Origin of the sequence: Microbacterium sp. (assembly GCF_031180975.1) — a bacterium.
Lineage (GTDB): Bacteria > Actinomycetota > Actinomycetes > Actinomycetales > Microbacteriaceae > Microbacterium.
This window is the reverse complement of sequence record NZ_JAPSLI010000004.1, coordinates 247726-265879: the sequence shown is the minus strand read 5'-3', so window position 1 is coordinate 265879 and position 18154 is coordinate 247726. Positions and strand designations below refer to the sequence as shown.

Below are 18154 nucleotides of genomic sequence, written 5' to 3'. Positions count from 1 at the left end.
GCGAAGGTCGTGCACTCGTCATTCGCGGAAACCAGACGTCACGCTCTGCAACCTCCGACCCCCGTGTCCCACCCGGTGGGTAGCGTCGAACCCATCGCGGCGTTCCGGGTGGTCCCGGGCCTCAGCTCATACCTGACGGCGCTGCGGGTTCGATTCCCGCCGTCGCGTCCGATCCGCAGTCCGCTCCGGACCCGCCGCGCCCCCGCGGACCTACACTGGAAGCATGGCCCGAGTGCTGATCGTCGGCGGGTTCCTGGCCGCCGCGTTCTGGATCTTCAGCATCGTCGACTGCGCTGTGCAGCCGGCGGCGCGGCACCGTGGCGTGTCCAAGGCGCTGTGGGTGGCGATCGTCGTGCTCCTTCCCGTCATCGGCGGCATCCTGTGGTTCGCCATCGGCCGGCGTCGGGCCGACCACGGCGACGCACCGCTGATCGCGCCGGACGACGACCCCGAGTTCCTCCGCGGGCTGAACCGCACCGAGCAGGACGAGCGGATCCGCCGCCTCGAGGAGGAGCTCGCGCGCCTCGAGGACGAGTCCGACGGCTCGGACCCTCGCCCGTGACGGCATCCCCGGCCAGCGACCAGGCCGCAGCCCTCCTCGGCGAGCTCATCGCGAACGGCGTGCGCGACCTCGTGCTCGCCCCCGGCTCCCGCTCGCAGGCGCTGGCGCTCGCCGCGACCGCGCTCGCCCGTGACGGGATGCTGCGCGTGCACGTCCGCATCGATGAGCGGGTCGCCGGTTTCACCGCACTCGGCCTCGCCCGCGAGACCCGCGTGCCCGTCGCCGTGGTCTGCACGTCGGGCACCGCCGCGGGCAACCTGCTCCCCGCCGTGATGGAGGCGTTCCACGCCGGCATCCCGCTGCTGCTGCTCACCGCCGACCGCCCGCCGGAGCTGCGCGGGGTCGGCGCGAATCAGGCGACGATCCAGCCCGGCCTCTTCCGCTCGTTCGTGCGGATGGAAGCGGATGCCGACGTGCCGGCGCCCGTGGAGGCGGGCCCTTCGACCGGCCCTGCGGCCCACCCTGGCGCGGCCGCGCCGGGAACCTGGACCGGACTGGGCGTCCGCGCCGTGCACGCCGCCCTCGGCCTGGAAGGCGACGGGATTGCCGGGGTCCCGGGCCCGGTGCACCTGAACCTGCCGATGCGAGAGCCGCTGTCCGGAACGTCGACGGTCCACGCCCAGCCGGGCGCCGCCCCCGCGTTGCACTCTCCTGCCCCGGTGGTGCTCACGCGCGGACCGCGCACCGTGGTCGTCGCGGGCGCCGATGCGGGGCCGGCGGCGGAGGCGCTGTCGTACGACGGCGGCTGGCCGCTGATCGCCGAGGTGGTCAGCGGGTCGCGGTACGGTCGGCTGCTCGTGCACGGCTACCGTCAGCTGCTGCGCGAGCCCGAGCTCGGCGGACGGATCGAGCGGGTGGTCGTGTTCGGGCACCCCACCCTCAGCCGCGAGGCGGCCGCTCTGCTCGCGCGCGTCGACGTGGAGGTCGTCGCGGTGCGCGCCGGCGGCGAGGCGCTCGACCTGAACGGGCGCTCGCGCCCCGTCCCGGCCGTCGCCGTCGAACCCGGACCGGCGGATCGCGACTGGCTGGGCGCGTGGATGACGGCATCCGCGGCGGCCGCCGTCGATCTCAGCCCGCCCGCCCCGGACCAGGCCGGCCTCTACTCCGATGACAAGAATGCCCGGCTCGGCGCGGTGCGTGCCGAGCTCGAGGCCGTGCGGCGGCGGCTCGATCGCGCGCTGCTCGCGGACGCGGTCTGGCGCGCCACCTGGCCGCACGATCGGCTCGTGTTCGGCTCGTCGCGGCTGGTGCGCGTCGCCGATCAGGTGCTGGGTGGCAAGAAGGTGCCCGTGCACGCCAACCGCGGCCTCGCCGGCATCGACGGCACGATCGCGACGGCGATCGGCATCGCGCAGGCCAGCCAGGCCGACGGCGCACCCGGGGTCACCCGCGTGCTGCTCGGCGACCTCGCCTTCCTGCACGACGTCGGAGCTCTGCTGATCCCCGGCGACGAACCCACACCGCGCCTGCAGGTCATCGTCGGCAACGACGGCGGCGGCACGATCTTCGACGGCCTCGAGGTGGCGGGATCCGCCCCTTCGGGTGACCTCGACCGCGCGTTCTACACTCCGCAGACGGTCGACCTGAGTCAGGTGGCCGCCGCGTACGGCTGGGAGTTCGCCCTGGTCACCACCCGTTCGGCGCTCGACCAGGCCCTCACCACGGCCGTCACCCGACCGCAGATCATCGAGGTTCCGCTGGAGCGTTGAGCGGGGCATGCTGGTCGGATGAGCATCCCGGTCTGGACCGCGCTTCCCACCGCCACGCTGCGCGTCGACGCAGGGTTCCGCCTGGACGACGTCGACGCCGACGCGACCCCGGGTTTCGAGGGCGACAAGGCGACGGGCAAGGCCGAGCTCGCCTCGCGCCGCAAGGTGCTGAGCGACCTGCAGGAGCGGCTGTACGCCGAGAGTCGAGCCGGGGAGGCCGAGGACGGCGTGCTGCTGGTGCTGCAGGCCATGGACACGGCCGGCAAGGGCGGCATCATCCGGCACGTCGTCGGCGGCGTCGACCCGCAGGGCATCGAGCTCGCCGCGTTCAAGGCGCCCACCGCCGAGGAGCGCGCGCACGACTTCCTGTGGCGGATCGAGAAGCGGCTGCCGCGCCCGGGCTTCATCGGCGTCTTCGACCGGTCCCACTACGAGGACGTGCTGATCGCCCGCGTCCACGCGCTCACCGACGCGAGCGAGATCGAACGGCGTTACGACGCGATCGTCGAGTTCGAGCGGACGGTCGTCGCGTCCGGCATCCGTCTGATCAAGGTGATGCTGCACATCTCGCCGGACGAGCAGAAGAAGCGCCTCATGGAGCGCCTCGAACGACCGGACAAGCACTGGAAGTACAACCCCGGCGACGTCGACGAACGGCTCCGGTGGCCCGACTACATGGCGGCCTACCAGACCGCGATCGAGCGGACGGCGACCCCCGACGCGCCCTGGTACGTGGTGCCGGCGAACAGCAAGTGGTACGCGCGGCTCGTCGTTCAGGAACTGCTCATCGCCGCGCTCGAGGACATCGACCCGCGGTGGCCCGCCGCCGACTTCGACGTCGAAGCCGAGAAGAAGCGCCTCGCGGCGTCGTGAGAGCGCCCGGCCCCTGTCAGGCGGACGGCTTGCGCCCGCGGTGCAGCGCGACGATGCCGAAGCTGAGGTTGCGGTAGGCGACGTCGGTCCAGCCGGCCTCGCGCAACCAGCCGGCGAGCGTGCGCTGGTCCGGCCAGTCGCGGATGGACTCGTTCAGGTAGTCGTACGCGTCGCCGTTCGTACCGGCGACGCGGGCGATCCGAGGCAGCACCTGCCCGTTGTAGAACCGGAAGAACGCCCGGAACAGCGCACCCGGCGGGGTGGAGAACTCGTTGATCACGATCCTCCCGCCGGGCTTGGTGACCCGGTACAGCTCCCGCAGCGCCTTCTTCGGATCCTGCACGTTGCGCAGCCCGTACGACATCGTCACCGCGTCGAACTCGGCGTCTCCGAACGGCAGGTTCATCGCGTCCGCCTCGACGAACGTGATGTTCGGCAGGTGCCCGTGCCGGCGCCGGCCATCGGCCAGCATCCCGGGGGAGAAGTCGGCGGCGACGACGTCCGCGCCGCTCGCCGCGAGCGAGGCCGACGACGATCCGGTGCCGGCGGCGAGGTCGAGGATGCGCTCGCCGCGTTTCGGGGCGACCGCGCGGGTCGTCGCGGCCCGCCAGAACGCGTCGTTCCCGAACGTCATGACGGTGTTGGTGCGGTCGTACCCCGGCGCGACCTGGTCGAACATGCCGCTCACGCGCGACGGGTCCTTGCCGAGGTCGGCGCGGTTCGGCTCAGACGCGGTCATGCCTCGAGTCTAGATCGCGCGGGGCGGGGCGGATGCTGGGCCGTAGACTCGCCGGGTGAGCGCGCACCGTCCCGAACCGGGCACCCCGATGACCTTCCGCTGGCGCAAGTGGGACGGCTCACCGCACTGGGCCAACGAGGGCGTCTACCTGGGAGCGGACCAGTGGGGCGACTGGGTGGGCCAGCCCGTCGGCTGGCGGAGCAGACGCCCCGGCCGCGAGTTCACCGCCGAAGGCCCGAACGTCACGCTCATCCCGCATCCGTCCGCGGAGACCGGCGCTGCCGACTTCGCCCTCACGGTCAACCGGCGGCACCCGAAGGGCGTGCGGATCTACATCGACCTCGGCTGGGACGTGCGCTGGGGACCCGATGCGGATGCCGTCGAGACCGAACTCCCGGTGCACGCGACCGGCATCGACATGGATCTGGACGTGGTGCGCGTCGACGGCGAGCGGGGCACCTGGGTGGACGATCGCGACGAGTGGGCCGAGCACCTGGTGCAGTACCGCTACCCGGCCGATGTGATCGCACATCTGGAGGCGCTCGCACTCGACCTGGAGCACCGGGTGCGCGCGCAGGTGCCGCCCTTCGACGCGGCGACCGGCGACGTGTGGCTGGACGCGCTGGAGGCGCTCGGCCTCGACCGCGACCCCGGTCGCTGACCGCTTCCCGTGCGCGGATCACCGACCGTGCGGCTGCCCTCGCTCCGCGCCGGGGAGGAGCCGCCGGCGGATAGGCTGGAGCGGTGAGCCGCCCCCGTCTGATCGCGCAGACCCGCGAGATCGACCCCGTCGAGGATCTGCTGGCGCACACCTCCGCAGACCGACCGCTCGCCTGGCTGCGCCGCGGCGACGGCATCGTCGCCGCCGGATCCGGGGCACCGGTCGTGATCCGCGTCGGCGCCGGCGAGGCGGCTGCGGCCGGGTCGCGCGCTGCGGCCCTGGCGACGGCCTGGCGGGAGCTGACCGCGGATGCCGAGATCGACGATCCCGTCGGTCTGCCCGGCACCGGGTTGGTGGCGTTCGGCGCGTCGACCTTCGACGAGGACTCCGCGGCCGACAGCATCCTGGTCGTGCCGTCGACGGTCGTCGGCCGGCGCGGCGGCCGAGGCTGGATCACCCGCATCCGCACCGCCGAGGAAGCGGCCGACGGCGCCCGCCTCGTCGAGCCCGCGCCGTACGGATCGCACTGGGCCGGCCGCGTGGGCCCCGGCGCGCAGACGCCGCAGAGCTACCAGGAGCGGGTGCGCGACGCACTCGACGAGATCGCCGCCGGCAGACTGAGCAAGGTCGTGCTCGCCCGCGACCTCACCGGCACGGTACCCGCCGACGCCGACCTGCGGCGGCTGGTGCGCGCCCTGGCGACCGGCTATCCCGACACCTGGACCTTCGCCGTGGACGGGCTCATCGGCGCGAGCCCCGAGACCCTCGCCACCGTGCACGAGCGCACCGTCACCGCGCGGGTGCTGGCGGGCACGACCGCACGCGGCGCGGACCCCGACGGCGACACGGCCGCGTCCGCAGCGCTCGCCGCGAGCGTGAAGGACCTCGACGAGCACGAGTACGCCGTGCAGAGCGTACTCGCCGCGCTCCGCCCGCACACCCGGGCGCTCGCCGCGAGCGAGCAGCCCTTCCTGCTGAAGCTGCCGAACCTGTTCCACCTGGCCACCGACGTCGAGGGGGAGCTCAGCGACGCGGCATCCGCTCTCGATCTGGTCGGCGCCCTGCACCCCACCGCCGCCGTGGCCGGCACCCCGACGCCGGCCGCCGTGGCGGCGATCCGGCGGCTGGAGCCGTTCGACCGCGGCCGTTACGCCGGTCCGGTCGGCTGGGTGGACGCCGCCGGAGACGGCGAGTGGGCCATCGCGCTGCGTTGCGCGCAGTTCGCCGACGCGGCGGACGACTCCGGCGCGCGACGCGTCACCGCGTACGCCGGCGCGGGCATCGTCGCCGGCAGCGACCCCGAGTCGGAGCTGCTAGAGACGCGGGTGAAGTTCCGCCCACTCGTCGACGCCCTGGCCTGAGCCCGCGCGTGCACCGCGGAGGACTTCGCCGAGGCCGCGCGCGGGTAGGCTTGATGACGTGACTTCGAGCCCCGCCGCCCCGGGCACGCGACTTGCGAGCCGACTCGGCTTCAGCGACCGCGTCTTCCTCGGCCCGGCGGCGCGCCGTGTCGCGAAAGCGGTCGAAGACGGCCTCGACCTCGTCGAGACGGGCCTGGCGGACGACCTGAAGGTCGCCGACTCGGTGGCCGACGCCGCCAGCCGCTACCTGTACGAGGCGGGCGGCAAGCGGATCCGTCCGGTGCTCGCGCTGCTCACCGCGCAGCTGGGCGAGGGCAACATCCCGGCGGTCATCGACATCGCGAAGGCGCTCGAGCTCACCCACCTCGGCTCGCTGTACCACGACGACGTGATGGACGGTGCGGACAAGCGCCGCGGCGTCCCCGCGGCCCACGCGGTGTGGGGCAACAGCGTGGCGATCCTCACCGGCGACATCCTGTTCTCGCGGGCGAGCCAGATCATGTCCCGCTACGGCGACAGGGCGATCCGCCTGCAGGCCGACACCTTCGAGCGGCTCGTGCTCGGTCAGATGCACGAGACCGTCGGTCCGCAGCCGGGTGACGACCCGATCGAGTTCTACATCCAGGTGCTCGCCGACAAGACCGGATCGCTGATCGCCGCCGCCACGCAGGGCGGAGTGATCTTCTCGAACGCGCCGGTCGAGTACGAGGAGCCGATGCGCGTGTACGGGGAGAAGGTCGGGGTGGCGTTCCAGCTGCTCGACGACGTGATCGACCTCTCCGCCGACCCGGGCGAGACCGGCAAGGTGCCAGGGACCGACCTGCGCGCGGGCGTGCCGACGATGCCGTCGCTCCTTCTCGGGGCGGGGACGGATGCCGGTGACGCCGAGCTCGCGCAGCGCATCGACGACGGCGTGGCGCGCATCGCCGAGGGCGAGGATCCCGCGATCCTCGACGGCCCGCTCGCCGAACTGCGCGACCACGCCGCGACGCGGCGCACCATGGACCTCGCCCACGCCTGGACCGCGGACGCGATCGCCGCGCTCGAGCCGCTGCCCAAGGGCCCGGTGCGCGACGCGCTGACCCGGTTCGCAGAGACACTCGCTGATCGCAGCAGCTGACGGAAGGAACCCCATGACCAAGCTCCGGCTGGCCATCGTCGGGGCGGGACCGGCAGGCATCTACGCCGCCGACATCCTGCTCAAGGCGGAGCGCAAGTTCGACGTCTCGATCGACCTGTTCGAACAGCTTCCCGCGCCGTATGGGCTCGTCCGCTACGGGGTCGCGCCCGACCACCCTCGTATCAAGGGCATCATCACGGCTCTGCGCGACGTGCTCGACCGCGGCGACATCCGCATCTTCGGCAACGTCCGCTTCGGCGAGGACATCACCCTCGACGATCTCAAGCACCACTATCACGCGGTGATCTTCGCCACCGGCGCGATCCGTGATGCAGACCTGAACATCCCCGGCATCGAGGCGGTCGCCTCGTACGGCGCCGCCGACTATGTCAGCTGGTTCGACGGGCACCCCGACGTCCCGCGCGAGTGGCCGCTCGACGCGGCATCCGTCGGCGTCATCGGCAACGGCAACGTCGCGCTCGACGTGTCGCGGATGCTGGCCAAGCACGCCGAGGACCTGCTCGTCACCGAAGTGCCCGACAACGTGTATCAGGGCCTGAAGGCCAGCAAGGTGACCGACGTGCACGTGTTCGGCCGTCGCGGCCCGGCGCAGGTGAAGTTCACCCCGCTCGAGTTGCGCGAGCTCGGCGAGCTGCGCGACGTCGACATGGTCGTCTACGACGAGGACTTCGACTACGACGAGGCATCCCGCGACGCCGTGGCCAGCAACAAGCAGGTCATGGTGATCGATAGGATCCTGCAGTCCTGGCGCAAGCGGGACTCCGTCAACAACGCCGGCGGCACCGCGTCGCGGCGGCTGCACCTGCATTTCTGGGCCCGCCCCGTCGAGGTGAAGACCGACGAGAACGGTCGCGTCGCAGCGCTGGTCTACGAACGCACCAAGTCCGACGGCGCCGGCGGCATCATCGGCACCGGCGAGATGCGCGAGGTGCCGATGCAGGCGCTGTACCGCGCGGTCGGCTACTTCGGGTCGCCGCTGCCCGGTGTGCCGTTCGACAAGAAGCACGGCGTGATCCCGAACCGTGAGGGTCAGGTGCTCGAGGCGAAGTCGAACCAGCGCGTGCCCGGCGTGTACGCGACCGGCTGGATCAAGCGCGGCCCGGTCGGTCTCATCGGCCACACCAAGTCGGATGCCATGGAGACGGTGCGTCACCTGATCAACGACCAGGGCTCCTGGTGGCAGCCGGTCGACCCGTCGGAGGCCGCGATCCCGGCCCTGCTCGAGTCGCGCGGCGTGCGCTGGACCGATCTCGACGGATGGCACCGCCTCGACGAGCACGAGATCGCGCTCGGCGCCCCGCAGGAGCGCGCGCGGATCAAGGTCGTCCCCCGCGAGGACATGGTCCGCATCTCCCGCGGAGAGTGACCCGGGGCTCGCGGTGGTGGGTCCCTGAGCTTGTCGAACGGCCCGCGATAGGGTGGCGCCATGGGGGAGTGGGTTGCCGACATCCTCGGCGGCGAGTTCCAGCAGCAGACGCTCTGGCTGGGTGACGACGCGGAGGGCGAGGTGGTCGCGACCGTCGTCCGCGCCCTGCCGCAGTCCGCGCCGTGGTGGTGGTTCGGGCAGGACGACCGGCCCCTGGCAGGCGTGGACGTGCTCTACGTGCACGGCTGGTCGGACTACTTCTTCCAGACCCGGCTCGCCCGTTTCTGGACCTCCCGCGGCGCGCGGTTCTTCGCCCTCGACCTGCGCAAGTACGGCCGCAGCCTGCGTCCGGGGCAGACACCCGGGTTCATCACCGACCTGAGCACGTACGACGACGACATCGCCGCCGCACTCGATGCGCGAGGGGATGCCGGAGGGCGCCGCCTCGTGCTCCTCGGCCACTCCACCGGTGGCCTGATCCTGAGCCTGTGGGCGTCCCGGCACCCCGGCGAAGCGGATGCCGTGATCCTGAACTCGCCGTGGCTGGAGTTCCAGATCGCGCGGACGGCGGTCGCGCCCATGGTGGGGCTGCACGCCAAGCTGTGGCCGCGCGACATAGCGCCGCAGGTCGACCTCGGGTTCTACACGCGCGCGCAGCTGGAGGTCGCCGATCCGGACGACCCGGTGGACGTGAACCTGGAGTGGCGTCCCGAGCAGACGATGGCCGTGCACGCGGCGTGGCTGAACGCCGTGCTCGCCGGGCATGCTGCCGTGTCCCGGGGCGTGGGCATCGACGCACCCGTCTGCGTGCTGCTCTCGGCGCGATCCGCGATCCCCAGCCGTTGGTCCGACGAGCTCACCCGTGCCGACAGCGTGCTGCTCGTCGATGACATCGCCCGTGCCGCGCTGAAGCTCGGCTCATCCGTCACCGTCGAACGCATCGACGGCGCTCTGCACGACGTGTTCCTGTCGGCGCACGACGCGCGCGAGGACGCCTACGCCCGGCTGGCACGCTGGGTCGCCGGATGGCGGGCGACGCTCACCGGCAGCTGAAGATTCGCGGCCCAATGATCGGCTGGCGTTGGGAGCTTGGTCTGCGGGCGGGGAACGACGCCGGCTGAGCCGCGACAGCTTCCGGATGTATCCATGCGGAATCGACGTCGTCGGGCCTTCTACCAGCGGGATAGGAACTTCTCGCCTGGCTCGGCAGTTCCACCCTGAGGAGGGGTAAGAGTCCAGCCTTCGGTGCGCAGCACATCTGCGACTTCGGCCTGCATGTCTCGCGCGATCGTGCGTGCTTGGATGACGCGGTAGCGTGCACGGCTCTCGTGGATGGCACTCTTCCATCCACCGACGGTGTCGAACGCGCATTCCTTGACCAAGAACTCAAGCAGGTCATCAACGCCGGGGCGCATCCGTGCTCCGCCCACGGGGAAGTGCAGTGAACTGAGGGAATGGGGCTTGACGTTCTTGCCAGCCGCGAGGGCGAAACCGAGCAAGTGAGAGAACGCTCCGCGCTCTGCATGGAACTGCCAATGCGCGATCGGTGCCGTGTGCATGTTGTCATCGAACTCATAGCGCACCAGCGGAAGCTTGTCCGTATTGGCAAGCAGCGTGAAGCCAGACCGCATCACCTTGAGGTAGCTGCCGGAGTGGTCCCAGTTCACCGACATTGTCAGCTTCCAGTCGGCCACATGGTTGCCGCGAATGAACAACGGCAGACGAGCAACTTTCTGTTGCTCATCGAAGACTGAGATCAGGATATGAGGTGGAGCGACCAGCATCGCCTGAAAGACGGGCGCTTTGGGCAAGACAGCCTGGACGGTCTGGGTCAACTCAGCCGCGAACGCCTTGGCTGTTTCGTGGGCGTCGTCCGCCATCGCTCAGTCGACGAACTGCTGCTCGTTCAGCAAGAACGCAATGGAGTCCAGGTCGTCCCTGACATCCCATTCCTCGCCAGACAGCTCGCTCTCGGCCGCCCGACGGAGATACTCCTCAAGCGTCAGGCCAAGCCGGGCAAGGATCGCGTCACGTCGTGCAACGAGTTCTTCGCGCGTTACCTCAATCACAGGTGCCATGATGTCCCCTTCCAGCCCTTGTACGGATAGTAGACCACTGGCCACCGACATCGGCCGGCAAGCGGCACTGCGATCTGGAATCGCCTAGCGCTTGCGTAGCGCCAGTCGGGGGGATTCGTGTCACGTTCGGCTGCGTATCCAATGACAACCGGACTTCGGCGGCGGCATCCGCCGGGTCGATCATCGACGCCAGGAAAACCCAGGTCAGCGGGTAGCTCTAGCGGTAGTTGATGAACTGCAGGTCGATGTCGAGGTCGCTGCTCTTGAGCAGCGCGATCACGGCCTGCAGATCGTCGCGGCTCTTGGACTGCACGCGCAGCTCGTCGCCCTGGATCTGGCTCTTGACGCCCTTCGGGCCCTCGTCGCGGATGATCTTGCCGATCTTCTTCGCGTTCTCGCTCGAGATGCCGTTCTTCAGGCTCGAGACGATGCGGTACTCCTTGCCGCTGGCGACCGGGTCGCCGGACTCCAGGCTCTTCAGCGAGATGCCGCGCTTGATCAGCTTCGATTGGAACACGTCCAGCACCGCCTTGGCGCGCTCCTCGGAGTTCGCGACGATCACGATCTGCTCGCCGCTCCATGAGATCGACGCACCTGTGCCCTTGAAGTCGTAGCGCTGCTCGACCTCCTTGCGGGCCTGGTTGAGGGCGTTGTCGGCCTCCTGGTGGTCGACTTTCGAGACGATGTCAAAGGAGCTGTCAGCCATACAGGCAGTGTATCCGCGCGGGCGAGAAAGGCACGATATGCCTGGAAACGCTTCCACGCAGCGTACCTCGACCCTAGCCCACAGGGTCACAGGTTGATATCGGTCGACGCCGCTGTTGCGGAACATCGACCGCACTGGGCATACTGTAAGCGCTTGCAGTTCCGCAGGCCACAAGCATCGAGAGAGGCAACACCAATGAAGGTGACCAAGAAGGGCATCCTCGCGTTCGGCGCCATCGCAGCCACCTCCGCGCTGGCACTCGCCGGTTGCGCATCGTCCAACGACTCCGGCGACTCGGGCGACAACGCCGAGTTCTCCGGCAAGATCACCGTGTGGGTGGATGCCGACCGTGCCGCCGTCCTCAAGGACGCCGCCGCCGACTTCACCAAGGACACCGGCGTGAAGGTCTCGCTCGTGCAGAAGGAGTTCGGCGAGATCCGCGACCAGTTCGTCCAGCAGGTGCCGACCGGGAAGGGCCCCGACGTGGCCGTCGGTGCGCACGACTGGCTGGGCGTCCTCGTGGACAACGGCGTCGTCGCCCCGGTCGAGCTGGGCGATCGCGCCGAGGAGTTCCAGCAGGTCGCGGTCGACGCGTTCAGCTACGACGGTCAGGTGTACGGCGTCCCCTACGCGATCGAGAACATCGCGCTGCTGCGCAACACCGACCTCGCCCCCGAGGCGCCCACCGACTACAACGACATGATCGCCAAGGGCAAGGCGGCCGGCACCGAGTTCGCCTTCCTCGTCGGCCTCGACCCGGAGGCCGCCGACCCGTACCACCTCTACCCGTTCCAGACCTCGTTCGGCGCCCCGGTCTTCGGCACGAACGCCGACGGCGGATACAACGCCGACGACCTGCAGATCGGCAACGACGGCGGCAAGGAGTTCGCCACCTGGCTCGCCGAGCAGGGCAAGGCCGGGGTGCTGAACACCAACATCACCGGTGACCTCGCGAAGGAGAACTTCATCGCGGGCAAGGCGCCGTTCTTCCTCACCGGCCCGTGGAACGCCCCCGCGGCCGTCGACGCCGGCCTGAACGTCGCGGTCGACCCGATCCCCTCTGCGGGCGGCGAGGACGCACAGCCGTTCGCCGGTGTGCAGGGCTTCTTCCTCAGCGCCGAGAGCAAGAACAAGCTCGCCGCCAACGAGTTCCTGCTGAACTACGTCGGCTCCGAAGAGGTGCAGACCGCGCTGTACGAGGCGGGCGGCCGTGCGCCGGCACTGACCGCCGCCTTCGAGGCCGCCGTCGAGAACGACCCGATCACCGCCGGCTTCGGCGAGGTGGGCGCGAACGCCGTGCCGATGCCGAGCATCCCCGAGATGGGCGCCGTGTGGGAGTACTGGGGCGTGACCGAGGCCGCCATCATCAAGGGCTCCGGCGACCCGGTCGCCCTGTGGGACAAGATGGCCGCCGACGTGCAGGGCGCGATCAGCAAGTGACGCCGCGGCGGGACGGCATCCGTGCCGGGTGCCGTCCCGCCCGCCTGCGCCCGAGAGGTGAGGGAATCCGATGACGATGACGACTGAGGACCGCGAGGTCGCGGCGGAGCAGCCGACCGCACGCCAGCGGCGCGCCGCCCGCATCGCGGAGGCGGCCGGAGGAGGCCTGGGGCTGATCATCCTCAAGGTGGTCCTGCTGGGACTGATCCTCGCGCTGGCGGTCTACGCCGCACTTGTGCTCTTCCGCACCGGGCAGTGGGTGGCCGCCGCGCTCGTGCTCGCCGTCGCGCTGCTGGCGGTCTGGGTGTACATGGGCCGCGGCAGACTGCCCGCCAAGTACCTCATGCCGGGCCTGATCTTCCTGTTCCTGTTCCAGGTGTTCGCCGCGCTCTACACCGGCTACGTCGCCTTCACGAACTACGGCACCGGGCACAACAGCACGAAGGACAGCGCCGTCAACGCGCTCATGCTGTCGGCGCAGGAGCGCGTTCCCGACTCGGCCGCCTACGACCTCACGATCGTCGAGCAGCTCGGCGACTTCTCGTTCCTCGTCACCGACCCCGACGGCGAGGTGTCCATCGGCGGCGCCGAACGGCCGCTCGAAGAAGTCGACGGGGCCGAGATGCGCGGCGGCAAGGCGGTCGCGCTCGACGGCTACAACACCCTTCAGTTCGGGGACATCGTCGCGAACCAGGAGAAGATCGCCGAGATCGCCGTGCCGCTCAGCGACGACCCGAACGACGGTGCACTGCGCACGCCGGACGGCTCGAAGGCCTACGTCTACGTCTCCAAGCTCGTCTACGACGAGGCCGCGGGCACCATGACCGACACCAGCACCGGGAAGGTGTACTCGGACGTCGGCACCGGAGCCTTCACGGCCGAAGACGGCACCGAGCTCAAACCCGGCTGGCAGATCATGGTCGGCTTCGACAACTTCGTCCGTGCGTTCTCGGAGCAGTCCATCCGGGGGCCGTTCTTCTCCGTGCTCGCGTGGACCTTCGCCTTCGCACTTCTCTCGGTCCTCACCTGCTTCGCCCTCGGCCTGTTCCTCGCCATCGTGTTCAACGACCCGCGCATGAAGTCGAAGAAGTACTACCGGGTGATCATGATCCTGCCGTACGCCTTCCCCGGGTTCCTGTCGGCGCTGGTGTGGGCGGGCATGATGAACCAGGAGTTCGGGTTCCTCAACGTGGTCCTGTTCGGCGGAGCCGACATCCCCTGGCTCACGAACGAGTGGCTGGCGAAGTTCAGCATCATCCTGGTGAACCTCTGGCTCGGGTTCCCGTACATGTTCCTCATCTGCACCGGGGCGTTGCAGTCCATCCCCGACGACGTGCAGGAGGCCGCCCGGGTCGACGGGGCGAACGCGTGGCAGGTGTTCCGCTCGATCAAGCTCCCGCTGCTGCTGGTCGCGGTCGCGCCGCTGCTCATCTCGTCGTTCGCGTTCAACTTCAACAACTTCAGCCTGATCTACATGCTCACCGGCGGCGGTCCCCGTGACGCGTCGGCCGGAGTGAACGTCGGCGCCACCGACATCCTCATCACCATGGTCTACAAGGTGGCGTTCGTGGGATCGAGCGCCGACTACGGGCTGGCGAGCGCGTTCTCGATCATCATCTTCATCCTGGTCGCCACCATCTCCGTCATCGCGTTCCGGCGCACCAAGGCACTGGAGGATCTGAACTGACATGAGCACCTCGCAGATCACCGAGACGGCCTCCACCCGCGCGATCGTCGCCGGCGCCGGGGTCCGAGGCGAGGCACCGGAGCCCCGCCGCCCGTTCGGCAAGTACTTCCGCGAGACTGGGTGGCGTCACATCGTCGGCCTGTTCGCACTGGTCTTCGCCCTCTTCCCACTGCTGTACGTGCTGAGCGCCTCGTTCAACCCGGGCGGCACGCTGCTCACCGCGAACTCGCTGTTCAGCACGTTCAGCCTGGAGAGCTACCTGACCCTGTTCCAGAGCGAGACCCACCCGTACGGGGCGTGGTTCGTGAACACCCTCATCGTCGGGCTGACCACGTCGGTGTTCACCGTGCTGCTCGGCGCGCTCGCCGCGTACTGCTTCTCGCGGATGCGGTTCACCGGGCGCCGGTTCAGCCTCACAGCGCTTCTGGTCGTGCAGATGTTCCCGCAGATGCTCGCCATGGTCGCCATCTTCCTGCTCATGGTGACGATCAGCGACATCTTCCCGGCGATCGGGCTGAACACCCAGATCGGCCTGATCATGGTGTACCTCGGCGGCGCGCTCGGCGCGAACACCTACCTGATGTACGGGTTCTTCAACACCGTCCCCGCCTCCATCGACGAGGCCGCGAAGATCGACGGCGCAGGCCACGCCCGCATCTTCTTCACGATCATCCTCCGCCTGGTAGCCCCCATCCTCGCCGTCGTCGGTCTGCTCAGCTTCATCGGCACGTGCAGCGAGTTCGTGCTCGCGAGCGTGATCCTCGTCGACCCCGAGAAGCAGACGCTGGCCGTCGGGCTCTACCGGTTCGTCTCCGACGAGTTCTCCAAGAACTGGAGCGTGTTCGCCGCGGGCGCGGTGCTCGCGTCGATCCTGCCGGTCGCCCTGTTCCTGGCGCTGCAGCGCTACATCGTCGGCGGGCTCACCGCGGGCAGCGTCAAGTGACCCTCGCGCGACCCGCGTCGCGCGAGACTTGCTGATACACAACTGAAGGGCTCTGTCACGGCCGCGGTCGTGCAACCACGTCGAACTCCGGCGGGTTGCACCGCCGTTCCCGCAGAAAGGCCCTGACATGTCCGCACTCCTCCCTCACCACGACGGCTCGCCGCTGCACGTGTCCGATGACGCCCCCGCGCTCGGCGATACCGTCACGGTCCGGCTGCGCGTCCCTCTCGGGTACGGGCCGCTCGCCGCGGTGCGCACCCGCTCCAACCCCGACCACGAGCCGGAATGGACGGATGCCGTCCGCACCGGCGTCATCGACGGATGGGAGTGGTGGGAGGCGCCGATCACCGTCCGCAACCGCCGGCACGGGTACCGCTTCCTGCTGATCCACGAGGACGCCGACGGGTCGAAGGGCCGGGTGGAATGGCTGAACCAGACCGGCATCCACCGCATCGAGACGCTGGATGCCGAGGATTTCGCGCTCGTGGCGCATCCGGCGCCCCCGGCCTGGCTGCACGACAGCGTGATCTACCAGGTGTTCCCCGACCGGTTCGCGCGCTCGGCACAGGCCGACCGGCATCCCACCCCTGAGTGGGCGATCCCTGCCGCCTGGGACGACCCGTTCGAGCCGGTGCTGCCGGGCCGGTCGCAGCAGTTCTACGGCGGCGACCTCCCCGGCATCATCGAGCGCTTGGACCACCTCGTCGGACTCGGGGTGAACCTGCTCTACCTGACCCCGATCTTCCCCGCCGCGTCCAACCACCGCTACGACGCGGCGAGCTTCGAGCGCGTCGACCCGCTGCTCGGCGGCGACGAGGCGTACATCCGGCTCATCGAGGAGGCGCACGCCCGCGGCATCCGCGTCATCGGTGATCTCACCACCAATCACTCCGGCGATCGGCACGAGTGGTTCCAGGCCGCCTACGGCAATCCGGGGGCTGCCACCGAGACGTTCTACTACTTCACCGACGACGCCAACACCGAGTACGAGAAGTGGCTCGGCACGCCCACCCTGCCGAAGTTCAACTGGTCGTCGCCGGCGCTGCGCGAGCGCTTCATCACCGGCGAGGACTCCGTGGTCGCGAAGTGGCTGAAGCCGCCGTACAACGCCGACGGCTGGCGCATCGACGTCGCGAACATGACCGGGCGCCTGGGCGACATCGATCTGAACGCCGAAGTGCGGCAGCTGATGCGCGAGACGATGCACACGATCGCCCCCGACACCATTCTGCTCGGCGAGTCGACCAACGATGCGGCGAGCGATCTGCAGGGGGACGGCTGGCACGGCGCGATGACCTACCCGTCGTTCACGCGGCCGCTGTGGGGGTGGCTGTGCGAACCGAACGGAGAGCCGTATCTCACCGCCGAAGGGGAGTGGCGCACCGAGCCGTGGTTCTTCGGCCAGCCGCTGGGCGGCATGCCCCGGTACACCGCCCGCGACGTCGCCGACGCGGTGGTGCGATTCACGGGCAGCATCCCGTGGCGGGTGCGGCTGGGCAACATGCAGGCGCTGGACACCCACGACACCGGCCGGTTCGCCACCCACACCCTGCCCGGAACGGTTCCCGTCGCGGTGGGGCTGTCGGTGACGCTCCCCGGCGTGCCGGTGGTGTTCGCGGGCGATGAGTTCGGGCTCACCGGTGTCGACGGCGAGGCGAGTCGCACGCCCATGCCGTGGGGCACCGAGAGCGAGCCCGACGTCGCCGAGCGGCTGGCGCTGTACCGGGAGCTGATCCGATTGCGTCGAGAGCACCCGGCGCTCGGAACCGGCGGCCTGCGCTGGCTGCACGTGGACGACGAGACGATCGTGTTCGTCCGCGAGTCGGCTGCCGAGTCGGTGCTGGTGCTCGCGACGCGCGGGGGAGCGGATGCCGTGCTGCCGGCCGGTGGGCTCGTCGGGGCGCCGCTGGCCCAGCCGTTGTACGGGGATGCCGGGTTGTCGGTCCGTCCCGACGGGGCGACCGCGCTCACGGCATCCGGCCCGGCGTTCGCGGCCTGGCGGCTTCCCGGCGTGACCGCACCCATCGTCGGCGACAGCGGGGAGGCACGCGCATGACGACACCGGAGCGCTTCGAGGCGCTGAGCAACGGTCTCGTCGACGGCGTCCGCGAGCGGGACGGCCTGATCGGACTGGTCCTGCTCGGCTCGGCATCCGAGCAGGCCCGGTCCCGGCGCGACGAGTGGTCGGACCACGACTTCTTCGCCCTCATCGAGCAGGGGCGAGGACGCGAGATCCGTCTGGACCTGTCGTGGCTGCCCGACCAGGAGCGGATCGTGCTCACCGCCCGGGAGGGCGAGATCGGTTTCGTCGCCGTCTACGACGACGGGCACGTGTTCGAGTTCGCGTTCTCCGAGGCGGGGGAGCTCGACGGGGCGGTCGCCGGCGACGCGAGCGTCGTGGTCGACGACGAGCGGGGGACCACCGCCGCTCTGATCGATGGTGCCCGCCGTCGCGCGGCGGAACTCGACCGCTTCGACCCGGCGAACGACGCCCGGCTGGTACTGGTGAAGCTGCTCATCGGGGTCGGGCGGGTACGCCGCGGCGAGCGGCTCAACGGCGGACTCTTCATCCGGCAGTGGGCGGTGCAGCTGCTGGTGCGCACCATTCGCGCGCGGGAGTCGGGGCGTTCCACGTCGCTGCGCGACGTCATCGACCCGATGCGTCGCTTCGAGCAGGACTACCCCGACTGGGCTGCCGAGATCGCCGACGCGCTCAGCGCGCCCGAGGAGGAGGCCGCGCGGGCGCTGTTCGAGATGCTGCGCCGGCTCGAGCCCGGCTGGCTCGACTTCCCGAGCACGGCCGCGGATGCCGTCGCCGCCCGCCTCGGCTGGGAGTAGCGGCCGGCGGCGGCAGGTTCCCGGGCGGCGACCGGCGACACGCTCGCACC

17 protein-coding genes and 1 pseudogene are annotated in these 18154 nt (G+C 70.1%); 14 read left to right on the top strand and 4 right to left on the bottom strand.

The window, feature by feature from the left end:
* The first annotated feature begins 95 nt into the window (after positions 1-95).
* From RIF65_RS07860 to RIF65_RS07845, 4 genes and pseudogenes are all read left to right on the top strand, one after another.
* Positions 96-168: pseudogene (locus tag RIF65_RS07860) on the top strand.
* A gap of 55 nt (positions 169-223) precedes the next feature.
* Positions 224-562: a PLD nuclease N-terminal domain-containing protein gene (locus RIF65_RS07855; protein WP_309066752.1), complete on the top strand. Its 339-nt coding sequence runs from the start codon at positions 224-226 to the stop codon at positions 560-562.
* A complete protein-coding gene (gene menD / locus RIF65_RS07850) occupies positions 559-2271 on the top strand; it encodes a 2-succinyl-5-enolpyruvyl-6-hydroxy-3-cyclohexene-1-carboxylic-acid synthase (RefSeq protein ID WP_309066753.1) in 1713 nt (570 codons plus the stop codon). The genes RIF65_RS07855 and menD overlap by 4 nt, the downstream gene beginning before the upstream one ends.
* Positions 2272-2289: 18 nt before the next feature.
* Complete coding sequence (locus tag RIF65_RS07845; protein ID WP_309066754.1) at positions 2290-3144, top strand: polyphosphate kinase 2 family protein; 855 nt, start codon at positions 2290-2292, stop codon at positions 3142-3144.
* A 16-nt stretch (positions 3145-3160) separates the two neighbouring features.
* Here the strand turns inward: RIF65_RS07845 and ubiE are convergent, their stop codons facing one another.
* Positions 3161-3883 (bottom strand): bifunctional demethylmenaquinone methyltransferase/2-methoxy-6-polyprenyl-1,4-benzoquinol methylase UbiE, encoded by a 723-nt coding sequence (ubiE, locus tag RIF65_RS07840; RefSeq protein WP_309066755.1) that lies wholly within the window; start codon positions 3881-3883, stop codon positions 3161-3163.
* A gap of 55 nt (positions 3884-3938) precedes the next feature.
* Between ubiE and RIF65_RS07835 the strand changes: the two genes are divergently transcribed.
* From RIF65_RS07835 to RIF65_RS07815, 5 genes are all read left to right on the top strand, one after another.
* Positions 3939-4544: a hypothetical protein gene (locus RIF65_RS07835; protein ID WP_309066756.1), complete on the top strand. Its 606-nt coding sequence runs from the start codon at positions 3939-3941 to the stop codon at positions 4542-4544.
* A gap of 83 nt (positions 4545-4627) precedes the next feature.
* Positions 4628-5905, top strand: coding sequence for an isochorismate synthase (locus RIF65_RS07830; protein ID WP_309066757.1), 1278 nt, complete (start codon positions 4628-4630; stop codon positions 5903-5905).
* A 58-nt stretch (positions 5906-5963) separates the two neighbouring features.
* Positions 5964-7025 (top strand): polyprenyl synthetase family protein, encoded by a 1062-nt coding sequence (locus RIF65_RS07825; RefSeq protein ID WP_309066758.1) that lies wholly within the window; start codon positions 5964-5966, stop codon positions 7023-7025.
* A gap of 13 nt (positions 7026-7038) precedes the next feature.
* Entirely contained in the window at positions 7039-8412 is a 1374-nt protein-coding gene (locus RIF65_RS07820) for an FAD-dependent oxidoreductase (RefSeq protein ID WP_309066759.1), read from the top strand.
* A gap of 60 nt (positions 8413-8472) precedes the next feature.
* Positions 8473-9465: an alpha/beta hydrolase gene (locus RIF65_RS07815; protein ID WP_309066760.1), complete on the top strand. Its 993-nt coding sequence runs from the start codon at positions 8473-8475 to the stop codon at positions 9463-9465.
* A gap of 119 nt (positions 9466-9584) precedes the next feature.
* On the opposite strand, the gene RIF65_RS07810 is transcribed toward RIF65_RS07815, so the two are convergent.
* The 3 genes from RIF65_RS07810 to RIF65_RS07800 form a co-directional block, all read right to left on the bottom strand.
* Positions 9585-10292, bottom strand: coding sequence for a hypothetical protein (locus RIF65_RS07810; protein ID WP_309066761.1), 708 nt, complete (start codon positions 10290-10292; stop codon positions 9585-9587).
* A 3-nt stretch (positions 10293-10295) separates the two neighbouring features.
* On the bottom strand, positions 10296-10490 hold the full coding sequence (locus tag RIF65_RS07805) for a hypothetical protein (RefSeq protein ID WP_309066762.1): 195 nt from the start codon (positions 10488-10490) through the stop codon (positions 10296-10298).
* 217 nt (positions 10491-10707) lie between these two features.
* Positions 10708-11196 carry a YajQ family cyclic di-GMP-binding protein gene (locus RIF65_RS07800; RefSeq protein ID WP_309066763.1) on the bottom strand — a complete coding sequence of 163 codons (489 nt, stop codon included), beginning with the start codon at positions 11194-11196 and terminating at the stop codon, positions 10708-10710.
* A gap of 195 nt (positions 11197-11391) precedes the next feature.
* On the opposite strand from RIF65_RS07800, the gene RIF65_RS07795 reads away from it, so the two are divergent.
* From RIF65_RS07795 to RIF65_RS07775, 5 genes are all read left to right on the top strand, one after another.
* Entirely contained in the window at positions 11392-12636 is a 1245-nt protein-coding gene (locus RIF65_RS07795; protein WP_309066764.1) for a sugar ABC transporter substrate-binding protein, read from the top strand.
* Positions 12637-12712: 76 nt separating this feature from the next.
* Entirely contained in the window at positions 12713-14323 is a 1611-nt protein-coding gene (locus tag RIF65_RS07790) for an ABC transporter permease subunit (RefSeq protein ID WP_375142139.1), read from the top strand.
* 1 nt (position 14324) lies between these two features.
* Entirely contained in the window at positions 14325-15266 is a 942-nt protein-coding gene (locus RIF65_RS07785) for a sugar ABC transporter permease (RefSeq protein ID WP_309066766.1), read from the top strand.
* A gap of 127 nt (positions 15267-15393) precedes the next feature.
* Positions 15394-17322, top strand: coding sequence for a glycoside hydrolase family 13 protein (locus tag RIF65_RS07780; RefSeq protein ID WP_309066767.1), 1929 nt, complete (start codon positions 15394-15396; stop codon positions 17320-17322).
* Complete coding sequence (locus RIF65_RS07775; protein WP_309066768.1) at positions 17319-18104, top strand: hypothetical protein; 786 nt, start codon at positions 17319-17321, stop codon at positions 18102-18104. Before RIF65_RS07780 ends, RIF65_RS07775 begins: the two co-directional genes overlap by 4 nt.
* Positions 18105-18154: the final 50 nt, after the last annotated feature.